General features: G+C 68.9%; 13 protein-coding genes. 9 read left to right on the top strand and 4 right to left on the bottom strand.

The genetic code is table 11. The annotated features are described in order from the left end of the window. The first annotated feature begins 14 nt into the window (after positions 1-14). From FRAEUI1C_RS37655 to FRAEUI1C_RS22145, 4 genes are all read left to right on the top strand, one after another. Positions 15-968, top strand: coding sequence for a WD40 repeat domain-containing protein (locus FRAEUI1C_RS37655; protein ID WP_232425539.1), 954 nt, complete (start codon positions 15-17; stop codon positions 966-968). Positions 969-1,229: 261 nt separating this feature from the next. Then, entirely contained in the window at positions 1,230-1,880 is a 651-nt protein-coding gene (locus tag FRAEUI1C_RS39700) for a DUF2510 domain-containing protein (protein ID WP_157735009.1), read from the top strand. Between the two features lie 434 nt (positions 1,881-2,314). Further along, positions 2,315-2,749: a hypothetical protein gene (locus FRAEUI1C_RS39695; protein ID WP_157735008.1), complete on the top strand. Its 435-nt coding sequence runs from the start codon at positions 2,315-2,317 to the stop codon at positions 2,747-2,749. A gap of 65 nt (positions 2,750-2,814) precedes the next feature. After that, positions 2,815-3,351 carry a PH domain-containing protein gene (locus tag FRAEUI1C_RS22145; RefSeq protein WP_013425575.1) on the top strand — a complete coding sequence of 179 codons (537 nt, stop codon included), beginning with the start codon at positions 2,815-2,817 and terminating at the stop codon, positions 3,349-3,351. Between the two features lie 199 nt (positions 3,352-3,550). Here FRAEUI1C_RS22145 and FRAEUI1C_RS22140 read toward each other — a convergent pair whose 3' ends face one another. Both FRAEUI1C_RS22140 and FRAEUI1C_RS22135 read right to left on the bottom strand, forming a co-directional pair. Beyond that, positions 3,551-4,300 (bottom strand): SDR family NAD(P)-dependent oxidoreductase, encoded by a 750-nt coding sequence (locus FRAEUI1C_RS22140; protein ID WP_013425574.1) that lies wholly within the window; start codon positions 4,298-4,300, stop codon positions 3,551-3,553. A gap of 53 nt (positions 4,301-4,353) precedes the next feature. Then, entirely contained in the window at positions 4,354-5,850 is a 1,497-nt protein-coding gene (locus FRAEUI1C_RS22135) for a DHA2 family efflux MFS transporter permease subunit (RefSeq protein ID WP_013425573.1), read from the bottom strand. A gap of 158 nt (positions 5,851-6,008) precedes the next feature. On the opposite strand from FRAEUI1C_RS22135, the gene FRAEUI1C_RS22130 reads away from it, so the two are divergent. After that, positions 6,009-7,004 carry a sigma-70 family RNA polymerase sigma factor gene (locus FRAEUI1C_RS22130; RefSeq protein ID WP_013425572.1) on the top strand — a complete coding sequence of 332 codons (996 nt, stop codon included), beginning with the start codon at positions 6,009-6,011 and terminating at the stop codon, positions 7,002-7,004. On the opposite strand, the gene FRAEUI1C_RS41685 is transcribed toward FRAEUI1C_RS22130, so the two are convergent. Beyond that, the gene (locus FRAEUI1C_RS41685; RefSeq protein WP_013425571.1) at positions 7,001-8,284 is read right to left on the bottom strand and encodes a TetR/AcrR family transcriptional regulator; all 1,284 of its coding nucleotides are present in this window, start codon (positions 8,282-8,284) and stop codon (positions 7,001-7,003) included. The two genes, FRAEUI1C_RS22130 and FRAEUI1C_RS41685, sit on opposite strands and share 4 nt — an antisense overlap. A gap of 411 nt (positions 8,285-8,695) precedes the next feature. Between FRAEUI1C_RS41685 and FRAEUI1C_RS22120 the strand changes: the two genes are divergently transcribed. The 4 genes from FRAEUI1C_RS22120 to FRAEUI1C_RS22105 all read left to right on the top strand — a co-directional run bounded on the left by FRAEUI1C_RS22120 (position 8,696) and on the right by FRAEUI1C_RS22105 (position 12,986). Next, a complete protein-coding gene (locus tag FRAEUI1C_RS22120) occupies positions 8,696-9,574 on the top strand; it encodes an SDR family oxidoreductase (RefSeq protein ID WP_013425570.1) in 879 nt (292 codons plus the stop codon). Between the two features lie 11 nt (positions 9,575-9,585). Next, a complete protein-coding gene (locus FRAEUI1C_RS22115) occupies positions 9,586-10,869 on the top strand; it encodes an ABC transporter substrate-binding protein (RefSeq protein WP_013425569.1) in 1,284 nt (427 codons plus the stop codon). Positions 10,870-10,927: 58 nt separating this feature from the next. Next, the gene (locus FRAEUI1C_RS22110) at positions 10,928-12,040 is read left to right on the top strand and encodes an ABC transporter substrate-binding protein (RefSeq protein ID WP_041261222.1); all 1,113 of its coding nucleotides are present in this window, start codon (positions 10,928-10,930) and stop codon (positions 12,038-12,040) included. A gap of 130 nt (positions 12,041-12,170) precedes the next feature. After that, positions 12,171-12,986: a spirocyclase AveC family protein gene (locus tag FRAEUI1C_RS22105; RefSeq protein WP_013425566.1), complete on the top strand. Its 816-nt coding sequence runs from the start codon at positions 12,171-12,173 to the stop codon at positions 12,984-12,986. A 15-nt stretch (positions 12,987-13,001) separates the two neighbouring features. Here the strand turns inward: FRAEUI1C_RS22105 and FRAEUI1C_RS22100 are convergent, their stop codons facing one another. After that, complete coding sequence (locus FRAEUI1C_RS22100; protein ID WP_013425565.1) at positions 13,002-13,772, bottom strand: SDR family NAD(P)-dependent oxidoreductase; 771 nt, start codon at positions 13,770-13,772, stop codon at positions 13,002-13,004. Between the last annotated feature and the right edge of the window lie 15 nt (positions 13,773-13,787).

Raw genomic sequence — 13,787 nt, 5'->3', positions numbered from 1 at the left:
AGCTCGTGTCGACGATGCAGCACGGCAGCAAGCTAGCTCGCGTGGCGAGCCGGGCCGGCATGGTCGAGTACCTGGGAGTATCCGACGTGGCGTTCTCGCCCGATGGCCGGCTTCTTGCCTCGGCGAGCAGTGAGGGGAGCGTGACGATCTGGAACATCGAAAATTCGAGTGCTCCAGTTCGATCGTCTGTTGTGGGGTCCCGGCGAAGCAGGTTCCTCACTGTGGCCTTCTCTGGTGATGGTCGGCTGCTTGCCGGCGGGGGAAAATCGAATGACGTTGAGCTGTGGGATCTTTCCAACCCGGTTCTTCCGTCTCTGAGTGCCAGCATGGCGGGCCATTACAAATCGGTCGAGTGCGTGGCGTTCGCGCCCAAGACTCGCCTGCTCGCGACAGCGAGCAGAGATGGAACGATTGGAATCTGGGACGTCGCGGACCCGAGAACGCCCGCCAGGGTGGCCGCCCTCGCCGACCACGACCGCGCGGTTACTGCTGTTGCGTTCTCCTCCGATGGCTGTAGGCTCGCGAGCGGAGGCCTCGATCGGGCGGTCATCATCTGGGATGTCACCAATCCATCCGCTCCCGCACGGGTAGCGACCATCGAAAACGACAGGGCGATCCAAAGAGCCGTGTTCTCGCCGGACGGAGGTCTGCTCGCGATCGCCCAATGGGGCCGTGAGGTCTTCCTTTATGACGTCCACGGCAGAAACCCCGTGCCGGTGGGCCGCCTGGCGGGCCGGTCGGACAATGTCTTTTCGACAGCTTTCTCCCCTGACGGTCGTGTACTGGCCGTAGCTGGCAACGAGAAGATCGCTCGGTTGTGGAACATTGCTGATCCGACTGCCCCCGTTTGTGTGGAGACGCTATCCGGGCACGGTGGTAAGGTTTTCTCGGTGGCCTTCTCACCGGATGGTCAACATATCGCGACCGGCAGCGCCGATGGAAATGTCAGGCTGTGGAGTAACAATTGATGGTGGCCAGAAGACTGTCGACCACCAAACGTAGCGCGACCCTGATTACGCCAAGTCCATCGGACCCGCTGTAGACCGGGACCCCACTCGACCGAACTTTCGTGCAGCGACGCTGGACGCCGGAAGGTCAGGCTGGCTACTATCTGGGACACTCTGGCAGAAAGCTGCTGCGAACCGGGAAGCCCGTGGCGGGTCCGGCACCGGGAAGAAGATCTTGGTCGCCATTCTGCGCGGACTCAATCCTATCGTCCCACTAGGAAAGTGTTGCGCAAAGTGAGCGCTACCAGTTTCCGAGGCGCCTATATCCGCCTCTGGTTCGAGAGAACGCCAGTCTACTGGTGCCGGCTGACGGTGGCTCCAGAATCCTGTGAGCAGACGCGCGCATTTTCTGGAACCACGGCGATCAATCGTACCGACGTCGCCATGGTGCTCTGCGAGAGATGGAACCTGATTCTCGGCACGAGGAAGACAGTGTCCTTTTTCGACAGGTACGGGAACAGGCTCGGTCTCGCGTTCGTCGCGCTGCGACCCAGGCGAGTTGTCGACGCCCTCGTCAAGGATGGCTGGCCTGTTCGACTCGAGCCCGTCGGACTTCGCGGCCGGAGGTTCGAACTGGTCGTCCCGGGCGAAAACCGTCGTGATAAATTGGAAACCATCCCGCCGGCCGGCTGGTACGCGGACTCACGCAACCCCTCCGCGAACCGCTGGTGGGACGGCCGGGCCTGGGGCGCGGTCCAGGGCGCGCGGATGACCGACCGCAGCCCGCAGTCCCTCGGAGATCACGTGCCCGGAAATTCTGGCCAGGTGCTCCCGGCAAGAATTTCGGCCCGCTCGGCGGTTGCCTGGGCGGTTGCTTCGACACCATTAATTGGCCTCGTCTTCGCAATCATCGCCCTGAGAGCTCATAGCTGATGTGCCGGGACTGCTCAGCCCGCCCGTCAGCGTACTCGGGGTCTGGCTGGCCTCCCTTGGCCTGGCCGTTGTCGACAGCCGGCCGCCCAAAGCCGCGGGCTGGACGCCGATGTTCGCGTCAGCTGACCCCTGCGTATACCTCCTGATCCGCGCGCTGAGCCTGGGTCGCTGGCGGAGTAGTCGCCGTTGTCTTCGCGGATGCTCAGGGAGTCGAGGTTCGTTTCCCGATGCTTGCCGTGCCGTTCTCTCGAAGCGATGAGTTCGCACAGATCATCGGGCGGTGGAGTCCGCCGAAATTGTGACTGTAATGGAAGAGTTCTTCTCCTCCTGTCACGGCTGGTCGGCGGTAAGATCGAGTCCGGCGGCTTGGAGCAATGACCGGAACGGGCGAGTGGGTGACGATCAAAAATCCTCCACGGTCTCACACTGATCTGATGGTCAGGTTCCAATGCTTTGTCGCGGAAAAGACCGCACGGCTGCTCTCTGAGCACGCAGAGATCTTGCTTGCTATAGACAGGGTGAGGCGTGGCGTGGGATCGACGGGTGATATCGAGTCGCTCAACGATGTCCTTGATCCGGCGTGGCCTGTCGTTGGCGTCGGAGTATTTCTCGCGGCTGAGGCCGTTTATCTTCCAATTCGGATTGTTGGTGGGCGCGCAGCAGGTGTAATTGGCGATGTCGGTTTTGGTGTTTCTTGTGGAACCGTGCTGTTCACGATAGTGATCATCGGTCGTCAGCGTGCGCGGAAGATTTCAGAAAAACTCCCCAAGGTGATTTCCAATATTCTGATGGCGCCTTCCTGGGCGGATATACTCATAATGTTGGTGTTGGGAATTCCGTTTTACTTTCTGCATCCTGCGGGTGGCTGACGCCGGCCGCTGGTGGCTCTCAAGGGCTGTCTCGAAGAAGTCTGAGGTGGGAGGAGCAGTTCTCGGTGTCGATGAAGCGGGTCTGGTACAGCAAGACGAACCGGGTCAGTGGGTATCTGATCGTGGTTTTCTCCTGGACGATGTACCTGGTCTTCGCGGCCTTCCCTGACAAGCGGGATCCGGCCGGGATCCTGTTACCGTTTGAGATCTTCTTTCCGATCGCGTTCCTGTCCTGGCTGTTTTTCATCCGGCCCGAGCTTGTGGCGACGGAGAGGCTCATTATCATTCGGAATCCTCTCGTCCAGACGAAGATTCCCTGGGCCGCTGTGCTCAGGTTCGACAGCCGGGGGAAGTACCTGGAAGTCGTGACCGCGGACCGCCCTTACGTGGCCTATGGCACGGAGATCGCTAATATCAGCCTGCTGAGAAAGCAGACGGCGAACGACCGGTCCGCTAGTGAGCTGAATGGGCTGCGCGAGGCCGGCCGAGAACGTGAACCCGACGAGGCCCGGGTCGAGCGCGGCCTGTTCGTCCCGGGCCCCCGCGTGCTGATAGGACCAGCTGTCGTTCTCGCCGCCGGCTTTCTCTTTTACTACACGTGACCTAGCGCCGGGTCCGGCCAGGTCAGCCCACCTGCTTGATCGTCGTTTTGGCCTTCGCGTGGTCACGAAACCACTGCGGTTACAGCCATGCGAGGGCGAAAACAGCGATCTTGCCGGTCTCGGGACGAGGCCGACCTTGCCAGATGCGGCACTAGTCCGTTGTTGTGTGACGCGGGATGACTCTGGAGGGGCGCTCGAGCTACTGCGGTAGCTCCTTCAGCCCGGCGCTGGTCAGCAGGTAGCCGGGTGAAATTCCGGCGGGGTCGGTGCGGGCCAGGTCGACCAGCGCGGTTCCGGCGCGTTCAGGTGTCAGAGGCTCGCCGAGCTGGCGGAGATACGCCTCCTCGGTCTGGCCGCCACGCGCCGCGTAGGCCCGAACCGCGGGAGCTCCGAGAGCCGTCAGCGGGGTGAGCCGGGGGAGCACCGTCGTGAACGTGATGCCCAGGCCGGCGCGGTCCGCCTCGTCGCGGGCGTAACCGCTGATCAGGCGCTGGGTGGCCTTGGCGCCGGCATAGCCGCCGCTGAGCGGGGACCCGGCCAGTGCCGCGCCGCTGCTGACCACGACCACCAGGGCGCCGGGGGACAACGGCCGCAGCAGGGACTCCCGCAGCCAATGGAACGCGATCTGGACGTCCGTGTGCCAGTTGGCCGAGAACGTCTCCCAGGTCTGGTGGTGCAGCGGACGCATCAGCGGGCTGGCGCCCGCGACCAGAACGACGATCGACGGCTCGTACTGGTCGAAGAATCGTCCGGCCATGGCGGCGTCGGTCGCGTCGGCGACCTCGGTGCGCAGGCGCGGGTCGGTGGCGGCGAGTTGGGCGAGCGCCGTCTCGTTACGGGCGACCGCCACGACTGGCGCGCCGGCCGCCGCGAAGGCCTGGGCGATGCCGCGCCCGAGGCCACGGCTCGCGCCGACGACGAGGGCGGTCCGGTCTGTCAGGTCCTTCATCGGTGTGGTTCCTCTCGCGTTCGCTGTGTCGGGGGGAGCCGCTGATGGTGTCGTCATCCGTGCCGTCCTCCGGTCGAGGCCGGCCTGGTCGCGGGGCGGCCGGGGACGGCCGCGGCGGCGAGGATCCCGACAGCGGAGAACGCCGCCCCGATCCACAGGGCCGTGGCGAAGTGGTCGACGAACGTCCGGGTGGAGGTGTAAACCCCGGAGCCGGCGAAGACGGACGCCAGGATCGCGACGCCGAACACGCCGCCGATCTCGCGCACCGCGCTGTTGGTGCCCGACGCGACGCCCATCTCGGCCGGTGGGACCGAACCGACGACCGCGTTGGCGACGGTCGGGAAGCACAGCGAGATCCCGACCCCGGCGACGGCGAGCGCCACCGCCAGCCATCGGTAGCTCATCCCTGGCTCGGCGATCGCGGCGATCCAGCCCAGCCCGACGGCCTGCAGGGCCAGCCCGGCGATCAGGAAGGGACGGTTGCCGAACCGGTCGGCCAGGGCGCCGGCGAGGGGCGCGACCACCATCGGGGCGCCCGTCCACGGCAGGGTCCGCAGGCCGGCGGCCAGCGGCGAGTAGCCGAGCCCGGTCTGCAGGAACTGCATCATCAGGAACAGCACGCCGAACAGCGACGCGTACATGAAGAAGCTGACCCCGTTGGCGGCGTTGAAGGCCCGCGAGCGGAACAACTGGACCGACAGCATGGGCGTCGCCGTGCGTCGCTCCCACACCAGGAACGCCCCGACCAGGACGATGCCCGCCGCCAGCGCGCCGATGGTCTGCCCGCTGGCCCAGCCAACCCGGTTGGTACGGATCAGGCCCCAGGTGATGCCGAAGAACCCGGCGGCGGCCAGCAGCAGCCCGACGATGTCGAGCTGGGACCGAGGGCCGAAGCTCTCGCGGAGGCGGGCGATGGACAGCGGTACCAGCGCCAGGCCGACGGGGACGTTCAGCCAGAAGATCCAGTGCCAGCTGATCCCACCGACGATGGCACCGCCGACGACCGGCCCGAGCGCGACCGCGAGCCCCGTGATGCCGCCCCACAGTCCGATCGCGGCGCCCCGCCGGTCGGCCGGGAAGGCCTCGCTGATCAGGGTCAGCGTCATCGGCATGACGGCTGCCGCCGCGACGCCCTGCACCCCGCGGGCCGCGATGAGCACGCCGACGCTCGGCGAGAGCGCCGCCGCGGCGGAGGCGACCGTGAACCCGAGCAGGCCGATCCAGTAGGTCCGCTTGCGTCCGTACCGGTCGCCGAGCGCGGCCCCGGTCAGCAGCGCGACGGCGAACGCCAGGTTGTAGGCGTTCACCGTCCATTCGAGATCGCCGAGGTCGGCGTGCAGGCTCGCCCGCAGCGCGGGCAGGGCGTTGGCGACGACCAGCGTGTCGAGCGCGGTCATGAACACCCCGAGCGAGGCGAGGACCAGCGTCCAGGCCCGCCGCGGCGACTGGGCGGCCGGCTCGGCTGCTCGGGTCGTCGGGACCCGGTTGCTCCCGGCGGGATCCGCGGCCGGCGCGGCTCCGGTCGGGGTAGTGGTTGGTGACACTGACATGTCGCGTCGTCTTCCCTTCGATCGCGCCCTGGTGGGCGTGGACACGTCGTCCGAAGGAAAGGAACCGCCGCTCGTCGGAAACTGGGCGCTCTGACAGCGACCAGTTCCGCGCACGCCTGGTGTCAGTACGAGCAGAGACGTCCAGGTGGAGGTGGCAGATGTCGGCGGAACTGCTCCAGCGCGCCCGTGCCGGCGACCGCGACGCGTTCGCGGGCCTGGTCGAGCCCTGCCGCGGCGAGCTGACCCTGCACTGCTACCGGATGCTCGGCTCGCTGCAGGACGCGCAGGACGCGGTGCAGGAGACGATGTTGTCCGCGTGGCTGGGGCTCGCGGGCTTCGAAGGACGCTCGTCGGTGCGGACCTGGCTGTACCGGATCGCCACCAACCGGTGCCTCAACCTGTTGCGCTCGTCCGCGCGGCGCCCGGTGCCAGCGGCGCCGTTGCCCGCGCCGCGGCCGGAGCCGACCCACCTCGGCGAGGTGCCGTGGCTGCAGCCGTACCCGGACGACCTTCTCGAGGGCCTGCCCGACGAGGCGCCGGGGCCCGAGGCTCGGTATGAGTCCCGGGAGGCGATCTCGCTCGCGTTCGTCACCGCCGTCCAGCTGCTGGCGCCGAACCAGCGGGCCGTCCTGATCCTGCGGGACGTGCTCGGCTACCGCGCGAGCGAGACCGCTGACATGCTCGGGCTCACCGAGGACGCGGTGACCAGCGCCCTGCGGCGCGCCAGGGCGACGATGGACACGGCCCGCTCACCCGGCCCGCCGCCGCACGCGCCCCGCAGTCCCGAGGAACGCGCGCTCCTCGACCGTTTCGTCGCCGCCTTCACCGACCTGGACGTCGACGCGCTCGTAGCGCTCATGACCGACGACGCGTGGGTACGGATGCCCCCGCTGCCGTTCGAGTACCGCGGCCGGGTGGCGATCCACCAGTTCTTCAGCGCCATCCGGGCCCGACGGCGGCGGATCGACCGCCTGGTGCCGGTGCGCGCCAACGGCCAGCCCGCGTGGGGGGAGTACCTGCGCGACCCGGTCACCGGCCGCCTGCACCTCGCCGGGATCCTCGTGATCGACACCGCAGGCGACGAGGTTCGCGAGATCACCCGCTTCGAGAGCACGATCGCCCCCTACTTCGGCCTGCCTCGGACCCTCGACTAGACGGGAATCCGGCCGGGCTGGTCGCTGCGCCGGGCGGAGCGGTCGACCGCGCCGCGCAGGACGGTGTCGCGGGAGAGGGCGAGCGCGGCCTGCGTCCCGGCGCTGTGCACGATGTTCTGCGGCATCCAGATCACGCTGAACAGGCACCGGGCCCGCAGGTCCAGCGACGCGCCGTCGAGATGGAAGTCGCCGGTCTGAATGCCGGCCGCCAGCAGCGACTTCACCTGGCGCAGCTGGGTGGGGAACGTCCAGGCGAGGTCGGGGCTGTCCGGTGGGGCCTCGCGGAGCCCGGCGAACTGGATCTTGAACTCCTCGCTGAACCGGGTCATCAGGTTGATGTCGAACCACATGAGGGCGTCGAGCCGCTCGACCGCGGACGAAGGGGCGCGCAGGACCGCCCGCCAGCCGGCCATGATCTGGGCGACGTACGAGGCCATGATCGAGGTGAGAAGTCGCTCCTTGGAGCCGATGGCACGCGAGACGCTGCCGGTGCCGAGGCCCGCGGCGGCGGCGATGTCCCGGATGGTGGTCGCCTCGTAGCCACGGCGCCCGAACTCGGCCCGGGCGATCGCCCGCACGACCGCCTCGCGGTCGTTCTCGTCGACGCCCGCGTCCGCGTCCCAGCCGGTGATCAGCTTGTTGGCCGCGAGAAAGGCCGGCGCCTGGTCCAGCTCCTGGTCGCCCGGCGCGTCGACCGCGAGGCCGTCGAGCAGGATGCGGCACTTGATGGCCGCGATGCGGTGGCCGCCGGACTGGCGGTGGGAGACCCCGATGCCGACGTGCAGCATGCTCTGGCAGAGCCGGTCGGCGAGCAACGCGAGGTCCACGCCGGCGCGCAGGTAGCCGCCGGCCCGGCCCGCCCGCAGGGCCTCCAGCATGGCCGCCTGGATCATGATGGGCGCTCGGGCCGCGCGCTGGACGAGTTCCTCGCTGGACCCGGCGGGTGGCTCGTAGAAGGTGAGGAGCAGCGCGGCGCGGTGGCGTACCGCGCAGGCGGCGATCGCCTCGCCGAGCCCGATGATGATTTCGGCCGGTGGCCGGTCGTTCGGCTGCTGGAGCGCTTCGAGCGCCGCGTGGGCGACGTCGTCCAGGTCGTTCTGGTAGCGCCTGACCAGCTCGACGACGATCGCGTCCTTCGAGTCGAAGTGGTGGTAGAGGCTGCCGGGCAGGATTCCGCAGGCGTCGGCGATCTCCCGCAGTGGCGTGCGGACGCCGGTGGAGGCGAACAGTGCGGCGGCCGCGTCAAGGATCTCGGCCCTGCGTGCCCCGTCGACCGCCACCGCTTCCGCTCCTCTGCCCGCTCCTGGCGACGACGGTACTGAACCCGGTCGCGCGCGTACCCGGCGCGGCTGCCCGCCGTCGTCCTGGAGACAGCCGTCGGCGCCTGCTCCGGCTAGGCCCGACGCTACGACGCTAGGCACGGGACAACTTTTTGGTCAAGGCCTCCCGTCGGTTGATGCCGGCGGCGTCGCCGGCTGAGGCCGCGGGGCCGCAGCGAGGGTCAAACGAGCGTCGGCGCAGCGTGATCTGCGCCGCCAGCTGCCTACACACCGTGATCGTAAGCCGGGTCGGTGAACGGTTGACGCCACCTTTTCCGGCCCCTACCTTTCGGGACAACATTTTGTTCGCCCCACAGGGGCGTTGGGATGGAGGCGCGATGTCGCTCGTCGTCGTGCGCACGGTCAGCGCTGATGGCTGAGCCGTCGAACCGGCGACGGCCACGCAGCGTCCTGATCACGGGTGCGTCCCGAGGCCTTGGGCTGGCCTCGGCCGCCTACCTGCACCGGCAGGGCTGGCACGTGGTCGCCGCGATGCGGACGCCCGACGCGGGCCTGGCGCGCCTGCGCGAGGCCACCGGCGCGGCGCCCGATGACCCTCGGCTCACCGCGGTGCGCCTCGATCTCGACGACGCCGCGTCGATCACCGACGCGGCGCGGGCGACCGAGAAGGCGGTCGGCTCGCCCGACGCGGTCGTGCACAACGCGGCCTTCATGGTCGCCGGCTGCGTCGAGGAGACGCCGCTCAGCGTCTGGCGGCAGGTCCTGTCCACCAACGTGCTGGGGCCGGTCCAGCTCACCCAGGAGCTGCTGCCCGCCATGCGCGCGGCCGGGCATGGCCGGATCGTCGTGGTGTCCAGCGCGGCCGGCGTGCGCGGCATGCCGACGACCAGCGCCTACTCCGCCTCCAAGGGCGCCCTCGAGCGGTGGGCCGAGGCCCTCGCCCAGGAGATCGCCCCCTTCGGGCTGGGCGTGACCGTGCTCGTGCCCGGGGCGTTCGACACCGGGCTGGACAAGACCGTCACCTACGCCGACCCCGCCGGGCCCTACGGCGAGCTGCACGCCGCGCTCGCGCGGGCCGGCGAGCGCATCCTGCGGTCCGTCAGCCCTCCGGAGGACTTCCCGCCGGGACTGGCGCGGGCCCTGCGCGACCGCGCTCCCTTCGCCCGTCGCCCGGTGGGTGGTGACGCTCGCCTGCTGCTCGCCGGCCGCGGGCTGCTGCCGGACCGGATCTTCCGAGCCCTGCTGGGGAGTGCGATCGGCCTGCCCCGACCCGGCTCCCTGCGAACCTGAGGAGACCGACGATGCGGCTGCACCACGACCTCGCTCGGCGGGCTCGACGGGCGGCCCGCGACCGACGCGCCGGGCGGTTAGCCGCGGCGATCGCCCTGGTCGTGGCCACGGCGGCCTGTGGCTCGGCGGGGTCGTCCGGCGGCCCGGCCGCCACGACGTCGGGAGTCGCCAGCAAGGGGACCTACACCATCGGCGTCCTGTCCGATATCACCGGGCCAGCGTCCTCGGTGCACGGAAGTACGCCCGGGGGGATCAGGGCTGGTGTCGCCCTCGCGGCGCGCAGTGGTTACACGGTCAAATACGTGGTGGCTGACACGCAGACCACCCCGGCTGGAACGCTGGCCGCCGCGCAGCTGCTGGTGACCCAGAAGCACGTGCTGGCCGTCATCGCCAACTCCGCCCTCACGTTCGCCGCGTCGGACTATCTCACCGCGCACAACGTGCCGGTGATCGGGCCCGCCGAGGACGCGACTGAGTGGATCACCGCGAAGAACATGTTCTCGATCTACGGCGCGCTCCACCCGACGAGGGTCGCCACCACCGTGGGCGCGTTCTTCAAGGCGCAGGGCGTGGCCAGGCTCGCCTCGTTGGGCTATGCGGTTCCGACGTCGTCGCTCGCCTCCGAGGCCTGGGCCGCGTCGGCACGCGCGGCGGGCGTCGACGTCGCGTACCTCAACTCGAAGTTCCCGCTGGGGAGCACCGACGTGGGCCCCACCGTGCTCGCCATGAAGAACGCCGGGGTGGACGGCCTCGTCATGTCGGTCCAGCCGAACACCGCGTTCGCGCTGATCACCGCGCTTCGCGACCAGGGCGTGTCCCTCAAGGTGGCGCTGATCCCCACCGGCTACGGCGGTGACCTCACCCAGGCCGGTCCGGGCGCGGTGCAGGCGGCGCAGGGTGTCTACTTCCTGCTCGGCTTCGAGCCTGTCGAGATGGGAACCGCGGCCACGAAACAGTTCGTCGACGACCTGAAGAGTGGCGGCGTCACCGGAGAACCCACCTTCGCGCAGTACCAGGGATATGTCTCCATGGCTCTTCTCGTGGATGCGTTGAAGGGAACCGGCGGCGGAGTGACTCAACAGACGCTCCTGACGGCACTCGCGAACATTCACGACTTCACGGCCGCCGGGCTCTACGGCGACCACAAGCTCGACGTCAACGACCGCGAGAACGCGGTCAACGGGGTCGACAACTGCACCTGGATCGTGAAGCTGACCGGGAGGGTCTTCCAGCCGGTCAAGGGGGCGGTCCCGATCTGCGGGACGCCTGTCCCCGGCGTGACCGTCTCGTCGTGACGAACCAGTCCAGGCAATGACCGCGGGCGTCAGCGCGCGCGTGACCGAGGGAGTACCGGTGTCGTACGAGAGCAGCGCCGAGCCAATCAAGCTCGGCTACCTGTTTGACTTCCGCCTGCCCGAGGGCTACCCGAAGGACCAGCGGGACGACCTGCACCAGACCTTCGAGCTGGTGTTCGAGGAAGGCCGCAGGGCGGGAATCATCGACCGGCCGGTGGAGATCGTTTTCCGGGAGGTCGAGGGACTGCCGAAGGGCTCCGTCAAGGCGGTGATCGATGCCTACGGCGAGCTCGTCGACGAGGGCTGCCTGGCGGTCTTCGGGCCTGCCATCTCCGACAACTGCGTGCCGGCCCGCGAGGCGATCGAAGAGCGGTTCCACGTACCGGCGATCAGTGTGACGGGCACGGACGACTGGCTCGGCGAATGGACGTTCTCGCTGCCGCAGGGGTCGCTGACCGACGAGCCGATCTTCTGGGCTCAGCTGCTCGCGAAAGGCGGCCACACCGAGGTCGGCTGCCTCATCGAGCGGTCGCTCGTCGGCGAGTCCTACATCCGCAACTTCCGCAGGGCGTGTGCCGAGCAGGGCATCCGCGTCGTCGCCGAGGAGTGGATCGCCCAGACCGCCCAGGACGTCGGGGACAATGTCCGCCGGCTGCACGAGGCGAAGGCGCAGGCGCTGGTGCACTGCGGCTTCGGCTTCGGCGTCGTCTTCATCAATCCAGCCCTGAAGGCGCTCGGCTGGGACCCGCCGCGCTTCATGGGAACCGCGTTCCAGAACGCCTGGATCAACGATGTCCTGTGGCAGGCGATGCTGGGCTGGACCGGCATCGACCAGTACGACGAGGGGAACCGCCACGGCCAGCGGTTCCTCGACCTGTACGAGTCCACCTACGGCCGACGCCCGGAGTACTGCGTGCCGGTGGTGAACCACGACCTCGCCACGGTATTGCTACACGCGTTCGCGGACGCGCACCCGCTGAGCCCGCGAGGCGTCAAGGAGGCGCTCGAACGCGTCAAGATGCTCCCCGCCGCGTCCGGCGCGCCCGGAACCCGGCTGTCGTTCGGCAGGTGGACCCGCCGCGGCTGGATGGGCGCCGGCTACCTGGTCGCCCGCCAGCTCGACCCGGACGGCGTGACCTCGCACCTCGTCGATCGTTTCGGCCAGGACTGAGGGGCGGCAGAACGGTCATGGGTGCGGTCATCATGCTCGGCACGCTGTTCGTCCTGATCGCGCTTGTCTATGTTGTGGTGCTGCGATCCGATCCCGAGATGCGGCGTTCTCGAACGGACGGGCGCGGCCGGTGAGCGACAAGCTGACGCCCGCGCTGGTGTTCGGCCAGGTGTTCGCCTATGCCGGCGGCCTGTCCTTTCTCGCGGCCGGCATCGTGCTGACCGTTCGCCGGCGGCGTCTGCACCCGTTGCTGCTCTTATGCATCTCTGCGGTCTCGTTCTCCTGGATCGAGGCGCCGTACGACTGGGCGATGTACGCGCAGTTCGCGCCCGGACTGCCGCGGATGCCCTCGTGGTGGCCGTTGAACCTGACGTGGGGCGGGTTGCCCGTGTCGGTGCCGTTGGGCTACATCGAGTACTTCGTGCTGCCAGCGCTTCTTGGCGTCGCGCTCGAACGGCGGCTGCGTGCGAGGTTCGGGTGGCGACGGCCGATCGGCCTGCTCACCGTCGGGCTCGTCGTCGGCTACGCCTGGGCGCTGCTCTTCAACGGGGTCTTCGGCGTCCGCGCCGGCGTCTTCTACTACGGCCGCGTCATCCCCGGCCTCGCGATGTTCGAGGGAACGAAGCACCAGTACCCGCTGTACGACGCCCTCGCGATGGGCGTGCAGATGATGGTCTTCACCTATCTGCTCGGGCGGACCGACCCGGACGGCCGCACGGTCATCGACGCCTGGGCCGAGCGCAGGACGAAGACCCCGGCCCGCGCGGCCGCGTTGTCCGTCGCCTCCGTCATCGTGCTGGGCAACCTGCTGTACGGCGCCGTGTTCACGCCCCACCTCGTCACCAAGCTGCGCGGCGACGTGACCGTGGGACCGACGGCCGAGCTGTTCCCCGGCGTGCCGAACCAACCCCCGCAGGGCGGCGCGGGAGGAGGCCCCGGCCGCTGACCGCCGCGCCTGGCGTCAGAACCGGCCCGGGGTGGCGAAGGCCCGGATCGCGTCGGCCCGTCCGGTCACCGTGGACCGCCTGGTCGCGGTGTCCAGCGACGGCTGCCCGCCCGCGATCCACAGCGGGCCGTTGGCGATGTTGTCCAGGGCCTCCTGCGCGGCCTCGTCGGGCGACTGGGCGGCGTCGAGCGGATATCCCAGCCGGGCCATCGCCGGAGTCGCGGTGAAGCCGACGCTGAGGTGCAGCACGTCCACCCCGTGCTTCTCGCACTCGATCCACAGCGCCTCGCTGAAGACCCGGCTGAATGCCTTGGAACCGCAGTAGGCGGCGAGAGTCGGCGCGCCCATGAAGCTGGCATGCGAGCCGGAAAGGATGATGCCGCCACGCCCCCGCGCGCACATAAGGGCGCCGTAGTGATGCGCGAACTCGGCCTGACCCAGAACATTGACCGCGATGACCGAGCGGTAGACCGCCGGGTCCAGGTCGACGAAGTCGCCGCGCACGCTGTTGGCGCCGGCGTTGTAGATGAGCAGGCCGATGTCGAGGTCGTCGGTCGCGGTCCTGGTCCGCTCCAGCGCGTCCGCTTCGCTCAGGTCGACCGACAGGACGCGTACCCGCGTGCCGGCCGCGGTCAGGTCGTCGGCCAACGCCTGTAAGGGAGCGGTCTTGCGGGCCGTGAGCACCAGGTTGAATCCCCGGGCGGCCAGTTTCCGGGCGTAGCTCGCCCCGATGCCCTCCGAGCCGCCGACGACCAGCGCCCACGGCCCGTACTTCTTCAGCTCCACGGCGCCCCTCCATTT

It is taken from the genome of Pseudofrankia inefficax, from assembly GCF_000166135.1.
GTDB lineage: Bacteria > Actinomycetota > Actinomycetes > Frankiales > Frankiaceae > Pseudofrankia > Pseudofrankia inefficax.
This window is presented reverse-complemented; position numbering and strand designations above follow the sequence as displayed.